Below are 16,536 nucleotides of genomic sequence, written 5' to 3' on the forward strand. Positions count from 1 at the left end.
CAAACTATGAAGGCTTTGCCTTCTAAGGATAAGCTGGCCCGCGCTTTAAAACGCTACTGGCGTTTATTGGTTAAGGATGCGGCCAAACTCAACTGGCACGATTTTAAGCGGCGAATAGGTTTTGGTGGTGCCCAGTTGAATGAACGTGAAGTGATCGATTGGCTGACCGCTACGAGTGATGCGCTTAGTACGGCGTATGGTTACTACCAACAACTGTTGTGTGCCCTTCATTTTCAAAGTTCAGAAGTCTTGGCAGAGTTATTAAAAACCAAGTTGACAGCTTTGCCTAAACCTTGTCAAAAGGCTCAACGCACGCTACGGAATCACCGTGAAGAAATCGAGCGTAGTTTTGAACAACCTTACAATAATGGCTCGTTAGAAGGGACGAACAACGTCATCAAAACGATCAAACGAGTTGCCTTTGGTTTCCGGAGCTTCCCCAATTTCCGACTTCGAATTCTACTAGTCGCTAAATCACCATATTTTAACGTCAAAACAGCTGCCTGAAAAAAGGCAGCTGTGGGGGTAGACCAATTATTCTTCTAAAAGTTCATCAGTACCAGTTGACGAAGAACCGCAAATACACTTAGTCGTCCTCTTTCGATTTACCTACCTAAATAATACATCGTAGGTATACACCTACTAACAACACAAAAAACAACATCCCCAACACAGGGAAACGACACAAAACCGAATAACTACATAGCTATCCAAAAGATCAAATATAATCAATCTTTATACCTTAAGGATAGCAAGTTAACTATGATTTGTCGATAGAAAAATATCATCTCGAGGTACTTTTCCTAGTTTTGATTAGTCAGCTCTACAGCCTTGAAGGTGCGTGGATGGTTCCATAAAGCAGCTTTCCAATCACCCACCCCAACGGCGTAATCCCAGCGGCCGGGTCTTGTGCGATATTTATTTGGTATTTCTATTGTTTGGATTCCCTCAGCGTTTAATGAGTTAATCATTTCATCGGTAACAGTGGCATAGGCTACATATCGATAATCTTCCCTGCTAACACGTGATAGACCTTCTACATATTTCTTTAAATCGGCTAAATCAGCAGAAGCAATGGGCAGAGTTTGCTTTTTGTGACGAATTAAGTACCACACGTTAACGATAAAACTGCGTTCAGTAAAGAAGACTAATTCTAGTGATTCTTGATCAGGGGCATCGAAAATCCCATCGTAAATGTACCACCGCTCAAGTTCCACTCCATTCATGGCCATCATTAACATGGCTTGATGGGAATCAGCTTTTAGTGATTTTGACTTTGCCATAATCCAGTAGTAACCAAGCAGGTAACTCAGCATCATTAAGATGACAATCGTAACCAAACCCGGCATTTTCTTAGCAACTGGTGGGATAACAGTCAAACAGGCAAAGCAGATGATTAAACCTAAATAACGACCTAACCAACGCATTGATCGTTGATAAGCATGGTAACTGCGATAGTGAGTTGCGTTACTCAGTGTATTGAGCACGCTGTTAGCCGCTTTAATTCCTCTTAATTGAGCTGCTTTCTTTTTTCTTCGTCCATTTTGCACCCTCCTGTGAACTTTTTCTTTGAACTAATAACCTAAGTCTGATTAGCTGGCTTATATGTTCAACACGGTTCTTAGAATTTGCCCATTTTTCAGCAATCTAAGCATTCCACCCCAACTCTTTCTTGAAGTGCTACTTTATAGCTATATAACAATCTGATTTGAGGTGAAATAATGTTTCAATTTGTAGCTCCTAAACATAAAACCCCAATTAATCTTTTGACCAATCATATGCGCTTGTTAACTCTAATTGGACACTTGGGTTTTGTAACTGACCAGCAACTAGATATGCTGTGGTCTGTTTGTGTACATTACCCAACTACCTTTACACGCTCTATTTTAAGGGAATGGTGCAGTTATGGTGGAATCCTTAAGAAACACGAAAAAAGCCCCTCTAGTAAGAAGAGTGGCATTTTATACACTGCTTATTCTCTAACTGATAATGGCAAGGCATTCATTTTAAAACATGCTTATTTAAGCGCTGAAGAGCTTGCTGTTGATACTGTTAGTGTCAACTCTCATAACTTACAAGCTATTGAGGTTGTTGTACAAGGCTTATATGCTGCCAGCTTTAAACATCACACTTTAGGTACTGATACCATTGCCTATACATCCCCTTTTAACAAGCAAACCATAACCTTAGCCAATCCTTATCTAAACACTGCTATCAACTTTAGTTCAGGTGGCGAGGAAGGGCCGGACGGTGCCGGCCCTTCCTCTTGTAGAACCCCGTTGGGGGCGGTGCCCCACGGGGTTGTAGACATGCTGATGAGAAGAAAAAAAGAAGAGCCCGGTGGGCAAGAAAGCCAGCGTTTGGCCAAGGGAAAACAGCAATACATGGCGTGTGTGCCGGTAAGCTTGTTGAAAGCAGTGAATGAGATCGTAACGGCAACGGTAAACCCAGTAGCATCCCCAGCCGAAGCTTCGCGCATAACAACAGAGGATAATCTTAACGATGGTCCAGTAGCTAGCATACCTAATGCTTACTTAGCCATGGTCCCGACCTTAACTAACCAGCTCAGTAGTTGGTTGGTTACAGGACTAGTGGATATCAAGATGGTGGCAATGGTTAACCCAGTGGATAGCCAAATGGTGATCCAGCAACAGGTCTTAAGGTCATTTATTAAGCGGCTAACTGATTACCAAACAGGTACCCAAGGAGTGCTGCAGTGGGTGGCAATAAGACACCTACTGACTATGGGGACCTTAGTAGCGGGGAGCATGACCCAATCGGGTTCGGTAGGCAATATGGACACGGGCGGACAAGAGCCGGTACCTTCCACGGCCATGCCAGCAGATTCGAAGGGCCAGCCCGGGAATGCGGGGGTTGCAAAACGCCACCCACGGGCCACTTCATTTGGTAGCAAACTCCCCGCCCTTAAACAAGCGGGTCAGCCTTCTACTGGTCACTCAATAGGTAAAACTGACGCAACGCCTACCCCCCAAGCAAGTGGTAATTCGAATAATGTTAACCCATTGGGTTGGTCCGGGCCAGTCGTTGATGCGTTTGATGAGTTGGGCTTGGTCCCTGAATCACCAACCGAGGACCAAACGACGGATCAAGTGGTAACTGCCCAAGCGGCGGCCAATTCAGACTTACTGGATCCTTCAGCCTTAATGGCGTCTTCCAACTTAACGGATTCTGTTGTTACCACCGGAAACAACTTCAGCAATCCTATCCATGATTTACCAGACGCGGCTACTAAGGCTAAGGATGCCACCCATGGGCCACAGGAACCCCTTGAATCAGCACCGGCCACAACAAGAACGGCTTCCGCAAGGTCATTACCAGTTAAGGCTCCCGCAGCAAGTGATCCCACTAAGGCTGCTAGCGACCTCACTACTAACGATGCCACGACTAACAATCAAGCGAAGAACAACCCAGTTGCCACCCAATTGACACCCAACCAAGCGCCATCCGTAAGAATGACTAGGACGGCTAATCGTCCAGCTAATCAGTCGCAAGCGGGTGAACTGGCGCGTGAGCAAACCGATAGACAGGTGGGTGCAGCGGGTAATCCGGGGGTGGCAAATCGCCCCACAAATGACACCAATTTGCCGGTTGATGGTAACACTGCTGATACCACACAACGTCACCCAACCGATGCTACCCAAGTAACTATTGGGGATGCCATTCAGGGGACCCCTAATGATTTTAATCGCCACCCAGTAATGACTCCTGCGCCACCCATGGTTTCGGATACGTTGGGACCATTGCCCTTTAACGACGTTGGCTGGTTGCCAATTTTGCAAACCAGTGTGACGAATCAAATCACGATGGTCGGGTGGTGGCGTCGGGGGGTTGCAATTCGCCACCCAAAGAGTGACCACAATGGCAACCCAAGCGCCACCCAGAATGGGGCTGATTTAGACTCTCATGGGGTCGCCGCTGGTACGCTGGGCTTAACTGATCCGTTGGCTGGTTCCTTGTCTAACGTTGCGCCTAATGGCCTGCAAACAGCGTCTCAGGAGCATTTAGGGCACTCTGGCGTACTGGACAACCCCGTAGGAACCACGGCTGGGCAGCACAGTTCTTCCTATGAAGCTATTAAAGCTGCTGATCATCAGGGGGGCTTGCTACCTTTAGGGAGTTTACGTGACCTCCAAGCGGGTACCGTTTGGGTGGCAAATTGGCTCCCAACTAGTTACCACTTAGCAACTAATTCAGTAACCCATGATGGCACAACATTAGCAACCCGTAACCGCACAACAAAAGCAACCCACCATGATCCTCATAATGCAAGAGATATAAGGGAAAAACCGGACGTACCGGACGCACAGAATGCATACGATACCTCCAAGCAGCACAAGCACACTGCACACAAAAATGCGCTTACTGGGGATGTGGGGCATTCTGGGGGCACTGATCGTTATGGGGATGTTGGGCGTACTGGGGATGCTAAGGGCACTTCCACGGACCCAAGCAACTCTTCCTTCAGCTCAACAGGCCGTGTGGCGCCAACTGCCCTACCCGATTGTGTCTTACAGCAATTGCTCCAAGCCAGCTTGGTGACGATCTTGGCCTTACAAAAGTCCGCCTTGCCTTCAGCACAAAAACCAACCTTGTCTTCAGCGCCTGCGCCGGATAAAGCTATGACCAGCGCGGCAATGATCACTGGGGATGTTAACCATAACGCTCCCCTCACCGCTTCCGGGACTTCGCCAAGGAAGACTGGCATTTTTAACCGTGATGCCCTTACTGGGGGTGCTGGCCAAACCAGTGGGGATGAATTGGGTACCCTGTCAGAGCGGCCCTCACGTCGCAGTGCGGATGCAGCGACTTATTTGGCCTCAACGGCTTGGGACGAAATTCGGTTAGCTAAGCCCCCGGTGCAAACCACATTCGCGTCAGGCGGTACCCACGATCAAACCGCCCCCGGGGATGCAATAAAAAGCATGGCAAAGCATTCAACGAACAGGAGCGGCCGATACAGTGGAGACAGCAGAGACGGAGCAAACGGAGAAGAAAATGGCACCAGCGGCCGTCATCCTTCGAACATTAAGCAGTCAGCCAGTTCACACTCCCTTAATCGGTTCACACTATTCGGGCAACGCCCTACCGACTTGATCAGCAATCCCACTTTCCACTTGGAAGACTACAACTTAGCTTCCTTTAGCCATCAATTTAAAGTCCGCAACCCGCAGCTATACCAAGCAACACACCGTTTAACCGTTAACGACCGCGGGGAATTCGTTCGGCAAGCCATTGACCCTGACACCAGCACGGCTGATTTCCCATTTGTCGCAGATGAAATGATCAGCTTCAAACGCGCGGGCCGGCCCCACGAACTATTCGTTGAACTCGATAATCGGACTGAAGGCAATGCGACCCAAATCCAAAAGGTCCTTAATTACATTTGGTATGCCTTAGAGCACCCCGAAAAAGAAATTATGATGGTGCTGGCCATTGCGGATGGCTCCGTACCCACGAAACAAATCTCCCAATATGGCAATATTGGCCGGAAGCTTGGCAATTTAGCCACCCGCCTGTTCCGGGCCTATGTACCGAATACTCATCATACACACTCACAGCAAGCCAATTTGAATGGGGATGATGGGCACGAAGAAATGGTGTACTTGACTGACCTCTATCAGCAAGCCACTAATCTCTCTGTCCGGTTAACTGGGGTTGGCGAAGCGCACCTTGATGTAGCTGAATTCCTTTTAGGGAGCGACTATTTCCTTGATTATGTAAGCAGTGTCTCACGATTGGTAGCTCACTATAATAATCGCGCTAACGACTGGCAGGCACGCTTTGAGCCGAGTGCTCAGTATCGTTCTTATGTATCGCAATTGCCAACCCGCTATGGGTTACAATACCACCCAAGTGGTACCCATTTAGTTAATCAAAAAACTCGCCATAATGATCCATCAAAGGACCACAATAGTAGTTCTAATGGGTGGCCAAATAGTGTATTTGCGGACCCTACTTTACGAAATCCCCCGGGGGATGCAGCTAGTGTCATCCCTCAAGGCACTAATCAAAACACCTTTGGGGATGAAAAATGCCACCCAAACAGCACCCAACAGCACCCATTAGTCCACGATACATTTGATCGCTGGGGGACCTTAGTGCTCACCCGGCAACAGTCTGACTACCAACGCACCCAACCAATTCTCTTTGGTCACGAACACAGCCTTGATACCCTCTGGCACCAATACCAATTATCTACCGCCCCACCGGCCTTAGGGCTGCCAACAATTCCACCTATTACAATCTACCCACACCGCGAGCGTTCTGTGACCGCCATCTCTCTTCCTGAGTACCGAACGATGTTTAACTACCCCACTACCCACGCTTTTCAAACCCCGCTGTTAATCCAGCCTTACTGGGGATTAACACAAAACTTACAATTGCAGCAAGAACTACGCTGGTTAATCTATCAATACCAACGTGACATTATCAAATACTTCCAGACTGGCGAACTTAATCCCTCATCGTCAGCACTCGCGGCCCTTCCCTTTAATTATCTCCCTTGTTTCAACCCCCTGTTTGGGGATGGAAACGCTCAAGCTAGCTTTTTTACAGGTTATGGTCAGTCGTTCAATCATCGTGGATGGGTTAGTGATGGAGTAGTTACAGGGGATGGTATCTACGTTGATCCTCTCAACACACCACCATTATCTACCATTTTTGCACCTATGCGCTCATGGCATGAGCTACATGCGCTTTTACAAGTACTATCTCCAGCAGCATTTATTAATCAACTTCGGCTTGACGAAGTTCCCTTACGACTGTTTCAACAGTTACTTCACCGGTGGCCAAAAACTGCCTTTTCACAACCCGTGATCCAGCCTTTAGCCCACTGGCTATCGCCCAACGTTGTTAACCACATGGATCAGTTACTGCAATTTCCTTCGTTAAGCTTAACGTACCCTAGTAACTTACTCCCTGATAGTCGGTTGCGCCCCAAAATCTAAATTATCCAGCCAAATCAAAAAGCCTAGTCCACTGGAAATGAAGTGGTACTAGGCTTTTCTCATGGCAAAATGATTAATTACTCCCATTTGGTGTTACATGATGCTAGCATCAGCCCCCGACGTGGGGGAAAGTTTTGCCTAACGTCGCCAAATAATTAATAGCCGCAGGTTCAGCCCCCGGTGTGGGGGAAAGAGACTAAATAATTGGCGGTCTCAACGCTTTTCTAATATCAGCAACCGACTTTTTCGGTTAACTTGTTATTAGTGTACTGGGTTAACTCCTAGAAAGCAACTAACGAAAATTGAGAAATGTAAGGGGTTCCTCCCGTTTTGCGTTGGGCCAAGTACAATAATCCCAAATGGAAAAAGTCTCTTAAATGCAACGACAGGAGGAAAACTGATGGTTTCAAAAAATAACTGAAACTTGAAAGCAAAAAAGAGCATAAAAATTCCCTATTCCCTTGATATAAGCGGGATATCACTGCATTAAATTAGTTTTTTTCACGCCTTTTGAAGCTGGAAAGCTATGCTTTGTGGTAGGCTGCTGATAAATTTATCAACTGTCTCATTAAGTTGTTTTATTGGTGCCACTGGTTCACTTTCTACAAGCTGATTTAGTAGTTTTATAAACCATACCAATACATCAGTCAGACTCAAATCAGGCATTGCTTCGCCCATGATATAGAACAGGTCTCCGATAGTACGTTCATCTTTTTCTTGGCGTTCTTGCCAAGCTAACAAATCATAGGTCATCATCACAATAGCTAAGTGACCACAAAGGCCGTCATAATTTTGAACTTGAGTCTTATCAAAGCGCAAATACTATTTAGCAGCCTTGAAATACGTCTCTATCTGCCATCTTCTACCATATAGTTGAATAATTTCATCTGGATGGAGTGATACTTTAGTAGTTGCAAGAACTAAGTAATTGTTGGCTTTGCGTTGATTGCGTACAAACACTAGCCGTAGTTCAATCCCACTATCACTTTTTACAACACAACTGTATTGATAAGTCGCCTTGGGCGACCGTTTTTCAGAACGTAGCCGTTCATAAAGTGCTTTAACAGAGTACAAACGTCCGCGATAACGATAGTATACCTTGGTAGACCTTTTAAGCATACCGATCCCATCTAATCCTAGTTGTTTAATTTGGTCAAACATCTTAGGCGAGCTATACCAACTATCAAAAAGAACATATTGAGCCGGAATATTATGTTTTAATGCTTGAGAAACAAGCTCGACAGCAACTTGATTCATTTTAGACTGTGCTTGATAACGCCTGCGACCAGCCAAAGATCGGCGGTCAAGATTATGACATGGCCCCAGAATATTTTTAGGATCCTTACTCGACATCAAAGCAAAGTTAACTGGTAAAAAAGTATTAGCGTCACTCCAACCAAGTGTAAGTGCACGATAACCGTGCAGAAATTCGTGTTTATCATGGTCATAAACACGAGCGAGTAGCTCGGTTCTCTTTGAATAGGGACGAGCAAAAAGACTATCATCGATTATTAGAGCTAGCCGCCGTCTTGAATCAATAAAGGGACGTAAGCACTTAATTACCGCACTAGCCAAAAGGCAGACAAACTTTTGCCAATTAATGCGACCATCATTCAAAAAATTACGAACAGTTCTAGTAGTGAAAGCGGGAGTTTCTTTAGCACGATACAAAGATTGACGTGCAAAGATAGCAGTAAGCAACCACTTGATAAACTCTGTCGGGTTAATTGGGGTATGTCGTTTGAAATTAACCTGGCGAATAATTTTAACTATACCAATTTGCTTAAAAAATGTATCAATTGAAAAATATGACTCGTTATTTTCTTGAGAATGATTTATACTGGACATGGCGCAAGGACCCCTTTGTTTTTTATTTGTGCACTTAAATTATAACGCGGGTGTCCCTGCGTTTTTCTATTTTTTAGTAAAAAAATAGCATAAAAATCTAGTTATCCGCATAAAAACTGGACTTATCACACTTTATCAAGGTCAAAACCACTCAATTTACTACTAATTTACTACTTATGAATGAGCTTTGATACGACGATTTATCCTTGAAAAGTGAAGATATAAAGATACTTCCAATAAAATTTGAATATTTAATAGGTAGACACTTCAAAAAATGAGGTGTCTATTTTTTTACCCGATTTTGAAAGGAAGTGAACTTATGAAAACAAAAAATCAAGAATTAAAAGGTCGTTCCCCACTCTTTAAGACCATCAAACATTCATTCAGCCAATAAAAAAGAAAGGATAGGTAAAAATATGGAACTTAAATTTGTGATTCCCAACATGGAAAAAACATTCGGCAATTTAGAATTTGCTGGCGAGGATAAAGTCGTTCAGCGAAGAATCAACGGACGGCTAACTGTCTTATCAAGAAGCTATAATCTCTATTCTGATGTTCAAAGAGCAGATGATATTGTGGTGGTGCTTCCTGCTGAAGCTGGCGAAAAACATTTCGGCTTTGAGGAACGTGTGAAGTTAGTCAATCCACGTATTACCGCAGAGGGCTACAAAATCGGCACTCGTGGTTTTACAAATTACCTTTTACATGCTGACGACATGATAAAAGAATAAAGAAAGAGAGGAAAAATGATGAGATTAGCAAATGGCATTGTATTAGATAAAGACACGACTTTTGGAGAATTGAAATTCTCTGCTCTACGTCGTGAAGTGAGAATCCAAAATGAAGACGGGTCGGTTTCAGATGAAATCAAGGAACGTACCTATGACTTAAAATCCAAAGGACAAGGACGCATGATTCAAGTAAGTATTCCTGCCAGCGTGCCTTTGAAAGAGTTTGATTATAACGCACGGGTGGAACTTATCAATCCCATTGCGGACACCGTTGCTACTGCCACCTATCAAGGAGCAGATGTTGACTGGTATATCAAGGCAGACGATATTGTGCTGACAAAGGATTCTAGTTCATTCAAAGCTCAACCACAAGCAAAGAAAGAACCGACACAAGACAAATAGTCGCTAGGTAGAAAGGAGACTTTTTCGCATGAAACAGCGTGGTAAAAGGATTCGCCCATCTGGTAAAGATTTAGTCTTTCATTTTACGATAGCGTCACTCCTGCCTGTTTTCCTGCTGGTTGTCGGACTGTTTCATGTGAAGACAATCCAGCAGATCAACTGGCAGGATTTTAACCTATCACAAGCAGATAAGATTGACATTCCCTATTTAATTATCAGTTTCAGTGTCGCAATTCTTATCTGCTTGCTGGTAGCGTTTGTATTCAAACGGGTTCGCTATGATACGGTTAAACAACTTTACCACCGTCAAAAACTGGCAAAGATGATACTTGAAAACAAGTGGTATGAATCTGAACAGGTCAAAACAGAGGGTTTCTTTAAAGATAGTGCTGGTCGTACAAAGGAAAAGATAACCTACTTCCCTAAAATGTATTATCGACTTAAAAATGGCTTGATACAGATACGGGTGGAAATCACGCTGGGAAAATATCAAGACCAACTCTTACACTTGGAAAAGAAATTAGAGAGTGGCTTGTACTGTGAGCTGACGGATAAAGAGTTAAAGGATTCCTATGTGGAATATACTTTGCTCTATGACACCATAGCCAGTCGTATTTCTATTGATGAAGTAGAAGCTAAAGATGGTAAACTTCGCTTAATGAAAAACGTATGGTGGGAATATGATAAGCTCCCTCATATGTTGATTGCTGGTGGTACAGGTGGCGGTAAAACTTACTTTATACTGACACTGATTGAAGCCTTGCTTCATACAGATTCAAAACTGTATATTCTTGACCCGAAAAATGCTGACCTTGCGGACTTAGGTTCTGTGATGGCAAATGTCTACTATAGAAAAGAAGACTTGCTTTCTTGCATTGAAACATTCTATGAAGAAATGATGAAACGTAGTGAGGAAATGAAGCAGATGAAGAACTATAAGACTGGCAAAAATTATGCTTACTTAGGTCTCCCGGCACACTTCTTAATCTTTGATGAATACGTCGCTTTCATGGAAATGCTGGGAACAAAAGAAAACACCGCAGTTATGAATAAGCTGAAACAGATTGTCATGTTAGGTCGTCAAGCTGGCTTCTTTCTAATACTGGCTTGTCAACGTCCAGACGCAAAATATTTAGGCGACGGAATCCGTGATCAGTTTAATTTCAGAGTGGCTTTAGGTCGTATGTCTGAAATGGGCTATGGCATGATGTTTGGCAGTGACGTACAAAAGGATTTCTTCTTAAAGCGAATCAAAGGTCGTGGCTATGTTGATGTAGGAACAAGTGTCATATCAGAGTTTTATACTCCCCTTGTACCAAAAGGATATGATTTCTTGGAGGAAATTAAAAAGTTATCCAACAGCAGACAGTCCACGCAGGCGACGTGCGAAGCGGAAGTCGCAGGTGTGGACTGATCTTGCTGGCTGGTGTGGCAATAGCCACGCCAGCACTTAACCCCCCGTATCTAACAGGGGGGTACAAATCGACAGGAAACAGTCAAAAAAACATTAGAAAATCCTTTGGTTACAAGGGATTTACAAAATTTCAGCGTATGTCAAATGGGCTTTAAAAGTTGACATACGCCTTTTTGATTGGAGGGATTTTTACTGAATGAACAAACTTGGTTACAGCATTTAAAAGAAAAACGCTTGGCTTATGGACTATCTCAAAACCGTTTAGCTGTTGCGACTGGTATTACAAGGCAGTATCTAAGCGATATTGAAACAGGAAAAGTCAAGCCATCAGAGGATTTACAGCAGTCCCTTTGGGAAGCTCTGGAACGCTTCAATCCCGACGCTCCCCTTGAAATGCTGTTTGATTATGTAAGGATTCGCTTTCCGACAACAGACGTACAGCAGGTGGTCGAAAACATCTTACAACTGAAACTGTCCTATTTTCTTCATGAGGACTATGGTTTCTATTCTTATTCAGAGCATTATGCTTTAGGCGACATATTCGTCCTTTGCTCCCATGAACTGGACAAAGGAGTTCTGGTGGAATTGAAAGGTCGTGGGTGCAGACAATTTGAAAGCTATCTTCTGGCACAACAAAGAAGCTGGTATGAGTTCTTTATGGACGTTTTGGTGGCTGGCGGTGTGATGAAACGCCTTGACCTTGCCATTAACGATAAGACAGGGATTTTGAATATCCCTGTACTCACTGAAAAGTGCCAACAGGAAGAATGTATCTCCGTCTTCCGCAGTTTTAAAAGCTATCGCAGTGGCGAACTGGTACGCAAAGAGGAAAAGGAATGTATGGGAAACACCCTCTATATCGGTTCATTACAAAGTGAAGTTTATTTCTGTATCTATGAAAAGGACTACGAGCAGTACAAGAAAAATGATATTCCCATTGAAGACGCAGAAGTAAAAAACCGTTTTGAGATTCGATTGAAAAATGAGCGTGCCTATTATGCAGTCCGTGATTTACTCGTCTATGACAATCCAGAGCATACCGCCTTTAAAATTATCAATCGGTATATCCGTTTTGTAGATAAAGACGATTCCAAACCTCGTTCTGATTGGAAACTGAATGAAGAATGGGCTTGGTTTATTGGGAACAATCGTGAACGATTAAAACTAACCACAAAACCAGAGCCTTACTCCTTCCAAAGGACGCTGAACTGGCTATCTCATCAAGTTGCCCCGACCTTAAAGGTTGCGATTAAACTTGATGAAATCAACCAGACGCAGGTTGTAAAAGACATTCTCGACCATGCGAAACTGACAGACCGACACAAGCAGATTTTGAAGCAACAGTCAGTAAAAGAACAGGACGTGATAACAACAAAAAAATAACTCAAATACAAATTCATTGAATATAGAGAGGAGAACATTTTTATGAATTTTGGACAAAACCTTTATAACTGGTTTCTATCAAACGCTCAATCACTGGTGCTTTTAGCAATCGTTGTGATTGGCTTGTATCTTGGCTTCAAGCGTGAGTTTAGCAAACTGATTGGCTTTTTAATTATTGCGATTATTGCGGTTGGCTTAGTCTTCAACGCTGCTGGAGTAAAAGACATTTTACTAGAGCTATTCAATCGCATTATTGGTGCTTAAATAAAACCGTTCTTTTGTGGAATATAAGTGGTTTTCTTATGTTCCGCAAAGGAATGGTACACCAAACGAAGTGCGGTAGGGATTTTTGAATCTCTACAAAGAAAGGACGTGAATATATGGACGATATGCAAGTCTATATTGCGAATTTAGGCAAATACAATGAGGGCGAATTGGTCGGTGCGTGGTTTACCTTTCCCATTGACTTTGAGGAAGTCAAAGAGAAAATCGGCTTGAATGATGAATATGAGGAATACGCCATTCATGACTACGAGTTACCCTTTACGGTTGACGAATACACTTCCATTGGCGAACTCAATCGACTATGGGAAATGGTATCGGAATTACCCGAAGAATTACAATCGGAGCTATCTGCTCTGCTCACTCATTTTTCAAGCATTGAAGAACTAAGCGAACATCAAGAGGATATTATCATTCATTCCGATTGTGATGATATGTATGACGTGGCACGCTACTACATTGAAGAAACGGGTGCTTTAGGCGAAGTACCAGCTAGTCTTCAAAACTATATTGATTATCAAGCCTATGGTCGGGATTTAGACCTTTCAGGAACGTTTATCTCAACCAATCATGGGATTTTTGAAATCGTCTATTAAATCTGTCGGTACATTACTACTGGCAGATTTTCTATTTTACGGGGTGGCTCAATCAGCTACCCCTATTTTTTATGAAAGGATTGATTACATGAAGAAAATACGAAGCTATACCAGTATCTGGTCTGTGGAAAAGGTACTGTATTCTATCAATGATTTTAGACTTCCGTTTCCCATAACCTTTACGCAAATGACATGGTTTGTCGTGTCACTCTTTGCAGTGATGATACTTGGCAACTTGCCCCCTCTTTCCATGATAGAGGGAGCATTTCTCAAATACTTTGGGATTCCTGTGGCTTTCACATGGTTTATGTCTACAAAAACTTTTGATGGTAAAAAGCCTTATGGATTTTTGAAGTCTGTCATTGCTTATGCACTGCGACCAAAGCTGACCTATGCAGGAAAAAAAGTAACGCTTGGCAGAAACCAGCCACAAGAAGCCATTACAGCAGTTAGGAGTGAATTTTATGGCATATCCAATTAAATACATTGAAAACAATCTCGTCTGGAATAAAGACGGGGAATGTTATGCTTACTATGAGCTTGTTCCTTACAATTACTCATTTCTAAGTCCAGAACAGAAAATACAAGTGCATGATTCTTTCAGACAGCTTATCGCACAAAATCGTGATGGCAAAATTCATGCTTTACAAATCAGTACAGAATCCAGCATACGTTCTGCACAAGAGCGTTCCAAAAATGAAGTCACTGGCAAGCTCAAAGCGGTTGCCTATGACAAAATCGACCAACAGACAGACGCTTTAATATCCATGATTGGCGAAAATCAAGTGAACTACCGTTTCTTTATCGGCTTTAAGTTGCTTCTCAACGATCAGGAGTTTTCTATGAAAAGTCTTACCGTTGAAGCAAAAAATGCTTTGTCTGATTTTGTCTATGATGTGAACCATAAGCTGATGGGCGATTTTGTTAGTATGAGTAATGATGAAATCCTGCGTTTTCAGAAGATGGAAAAGCTCTTAGAAAATAAAATCTCTCGTCGTTTCAAAATCCGCAGGTTAGATAAGGACGACTTCGGCTATCTGATTGAACACCTTTACGGACAGACAGGCACTGCCTATGAAGAGTATGAGTACCATCTATCAAAGAAAAAGCTGGATAATGAAACGCTGATTAAATACTATGACTTGATTAAGCCTACTCGCTGTTTGGTGGAAGAAAAACAGCGATATTTGAAAATCCAGCAGGAAGATGAAACCGTCTATGTAGCTTACTTTACCATTAACAGCATTGTCGGAGAACTGGACTTCCCGTCCTCTGAAATCTTCTACTACCAGCAACAGCAATTTACATTCCCGATTGATACGTCAATGAATGTGGAAATTGTAGCGAATCGTAAAGCCCTATCTACTGTCCGCAATAAAAAGAAAGAACTGAAAGACTTGGATAACCACGCTTGGCAAAGTGATAATGAAACCAGCTCCAATGTGGCGGAAGCTCTGGAAAGTGTGAATGAGCTGGAAACCAATTTAGACCAAAGCAAGGAATCTATGTACAAGCTGTCTTATGTGGTAAGGGTATCAGCAAATGATCTTGACGAACTCAAACGTCGTTGTAATGAAGTGAAAGATTTTTATGACGATTTAAGCGTAAAACTGGTACGACCATTTGGGGATATGCTCGGCTTACATGAAGAATTTTTACCTGCCAGCAAGCGTTATATGAATGATTATATTCAATACGTGACCTCTGATTTCCTCGCTGGTTTAGGTTTTGGTGCTACTCAAATGCTGGGGGAAAATGAGGGGATTTATGTTGGCTACAGCTTAGATACTGGACGCAATGTCTATCTGAAACCTGCTCTTGCCAGTCAAGGGGTTAAGGGTTCAGTAACCAATGCGTTAGCGTCGGCTTTTGTTGGTTCGCTGGGTGGTGGTAAATCCTTTGCGAATAACCTTATCGTCTATTATGCGGTGCTTTATGGGGCACAAGCAGTGATTGTAGACTCAAAAGCAGAACGTGGCAGATGGAAAGAAACCTTGCCAGAGATTTCCCATGAAATCAATATCGTCACTCTGACTTCTGATGAGAAAAACAAAGGCTTACTTGACCCTTATGTGATTATGAAAAATCCCAAAGATTCTGAATCACTGGCTATTGATATTCTGACATTTCTTACGGGGATTTCCTCTCGTGATGGGGAACGCTTCCCAATCCTTAGAAAAGCCATTCGTGCAGTAACCAATAGTGAAGTACGAGGGTTGATGAAAGTGATTGAGGAATTACGGGTTGAGAATACGCCACTAAGTACCAGTATAGCCGACCATATCGAAAGTTTTACAGACTATGACTTTGCACATTTATTATTCAGTAATGGTTATGTGGAGCAGTCTATCAGCTTAGAAAAACAACTGAACATTATACAGGTTGCGGACTTGGTACTTCCCGACAAGGAAACTTCCTTTGAGGAATATACCACTATGGAGCTTTTATCCGTTGCTATGCTGATTGTCATTAGTACCTTTGCTTTAGACTTTATCCATACAGACCGAAGCATTTTCAAGATTGTAGATTTAGACGAAGCATGGAGCTTTTTACAGGTAGCACAAGGAAAAACACTATCTATGAAGCTGGTTCGGGCTGGTCGTGCTATGAACGCTGGGGTATATTTCGTGACCCAAAATACAGACGACCTCTTAGATGAAAAACTGAAAAATAACCTCGGCTTAAAATTTGCATTTCGTTCCACTGACCTTAACGAGATTAAAAAGACCTTAGCCTTTTTTGGTGTAGACCCAGAGGACGAAAACAATCAGAAGCGATTGCGTGATTTGGAAAACGGGCAATGCCTTATCAGTGATTTATATGGTCGTGTCGGTGTGATACAGTTCCACCCTGTATTTGAAGAACTGCTCCATGCCTTTGATACCAGACCACCTGTGCGAAAAGAGGTGTAA

Annotated in this window: 11 protein-coding genes and 1 pseudogene; 10 read left to right on the plus strand and 2 right to left on the minus strand. The window is 43.1% G+C overall.

Annotation, left to right across the window (positions count from 1 at the left end; genetic code table 11):
• The coding region (locus FC43_RS06435; RefSeq protein WP_162258990.1) for a transposase at window positions 1–507 on the plus strand (507 nt) is incomplete at its 5' end.
• Window positions 508–803: 296 nt separating this feature from the next.
• On the opposite strand, the gene FC43_RS06440 is transcribed toward FC43_RS06435, so the two are convergent.
• Window positions 804–1,550 carry a hypothetical protein gene (locus tag FC43_RS06440; RefSeq protein WP_156648312.1) on the minus strand — a complete coding sequence of 249 codons (747 nt, stop codon included), beginning with the start codon at window positions 1,548–1,550 and terminating at the stop codon, window positions 804–806.
• Between the two features lie 765 nt (window positions 1,551–2,315).
• On the opposite strand from FC43_RS06440, the gene FC43_RS06445 reads away from it, so the two are divergent.
• The gene (locus tag FC43_RS06445; RefSeq protein ID WP_156648314.1) at window positions 2,316–6,968 is read left to right on the plus strand and encodes a hypothetical protein; all 4,653 of its coding nucleotides are present in this window, start codon (window positions 2,316–2,318) and stop codon (window positions 6,966–6,968) included.
• A 501-nt stretch (window positions 6,969–7,469) separates the two neighbouring features.
• Here the strand turns inward: FC43_RS06445 and FC43_RS06450 are convergent.
• Window positions 7,470–8,816, minus strand: a pseudogene (locus tag FC43_RS06450) (IS4 family transposase).
• Window positions 8,817–9,232: 416 nt separating this feature from the next.
• Between FC43_RS06450 and FC43_RS06455 the strand changes: the two are divergent.
• From FC43_RS06455 to tcpF, 8 genes are all read left to right on the plus strand, one after another.
• Window positions 9,233–9,547 carry a YdcP family protein gene (locus FC43_RS06455; protein WP_000420682.1) on the plus strand — a complete coding sequence of 105 codons (315 nt, stop codon included), beginning with the start codon at window positions 9,233–9,235 and terminating at the stop codon, window positions 9,545–9,547.
• Between the two features lie 15 nt (window positions 9,548–9,562).
• Window positions 9,563–9,949, plus strand: coding sequence for a YdcP family protein (locus FC43_RS06460; RefSeq protein WP_000985015.1), 387 nt, complete (start codon window positions 9,563–9,565; stop codon window positions 9,947–9,949).
• Window positions 9,950–9,977: 28 nt separating this feature from the next.
• The gene (locus FC43_RS06465) at window positions 9,978–11,363 is read left to right on the plus strand and encodes an FtsK/SpoIIIE domain-containing protein (protein WP_000813488.1); all 1,386 of its coding nucleotides are present in this window, start codon (window positions 9,978–9,980) and stop codon (window positions 11,361–11,363) included.
• 177 nt (window positions 11,364–11,540) lie between these two features.
• Window positions 11,541–12,746 (plus strand): MobT family relaxase, encoded by a 1,206-nt coding sequence (gene mobT, locus FC43_RS06470; RefSeq protein ID WP_000398284.1) that lies wholly within the window; start codon window positions 11,541–11,543, stop codon window positions 12,744–12,746.
• A 42-nt stretch (window positions 12,747–12,788) separates the two neighbouring features.
• Complete coding sequence (locus FC43_RS06475) at window positions 12,789–13,010, plus strand: hypothetical protein (protein WP_001009056.1); 222 nt, start codon at window positions 12,789–12,791, stop codon at window positions 13,008–13,010.
• Between the two features lie 116 nt (window positions 13,011–13,126).
• The gene (locus FC43_RS06480) at window positions 13,127–13,624 is read left to right on the plus strand and encodes an antirestriction protein ArdA (RefSeq protein WP_000342539.1); all 498 of its coding nucleotides are present in this window, start codon (window positions 13,127–13,129) and stop codon (window positions 13,622–13,624) included.
• 88 nt (window positions 13,625–13,712) lie between these two features.
• The gene (locus FC43_RS06485) at window positions 13,713–14,105 is read left to right on the plus strand and encodes a conjugal transfer protein (RefSeq protein ID WP_000723888.1); all 393 of its coding nucleotides are present in this window, start codon (window positions 13,713–13,715) and stop codon (window positions 14,103–14,105) included.
• Window positions 14,089–16,536, plus strand: coding sequence for a conjugal transfer ATPase TcpF (tcpF, locus tag FC43_RS06490; RefSeq protein ID WP_056955031.1), 2,448 nt, complete (start codon window positions 14,089–14,091; stop codon window positions 16,534–16,536). Before FC43_RS06485 ends, tcpF begins: the two co-directional genes overlap by 17 nt.

It is taken from the genome of Limosilactobacillus ingluviei DSM 15946 (genome assembly GCF_001435775.1).
In the GTDB taxonomy this organism is placed as follows: domain Bacteria; phylum Bacillota; class Bacilli; order Lactobacillales; family Lactobacillaceae; genus Limosilactobacillus; species Limosilactobacillus ingluviei.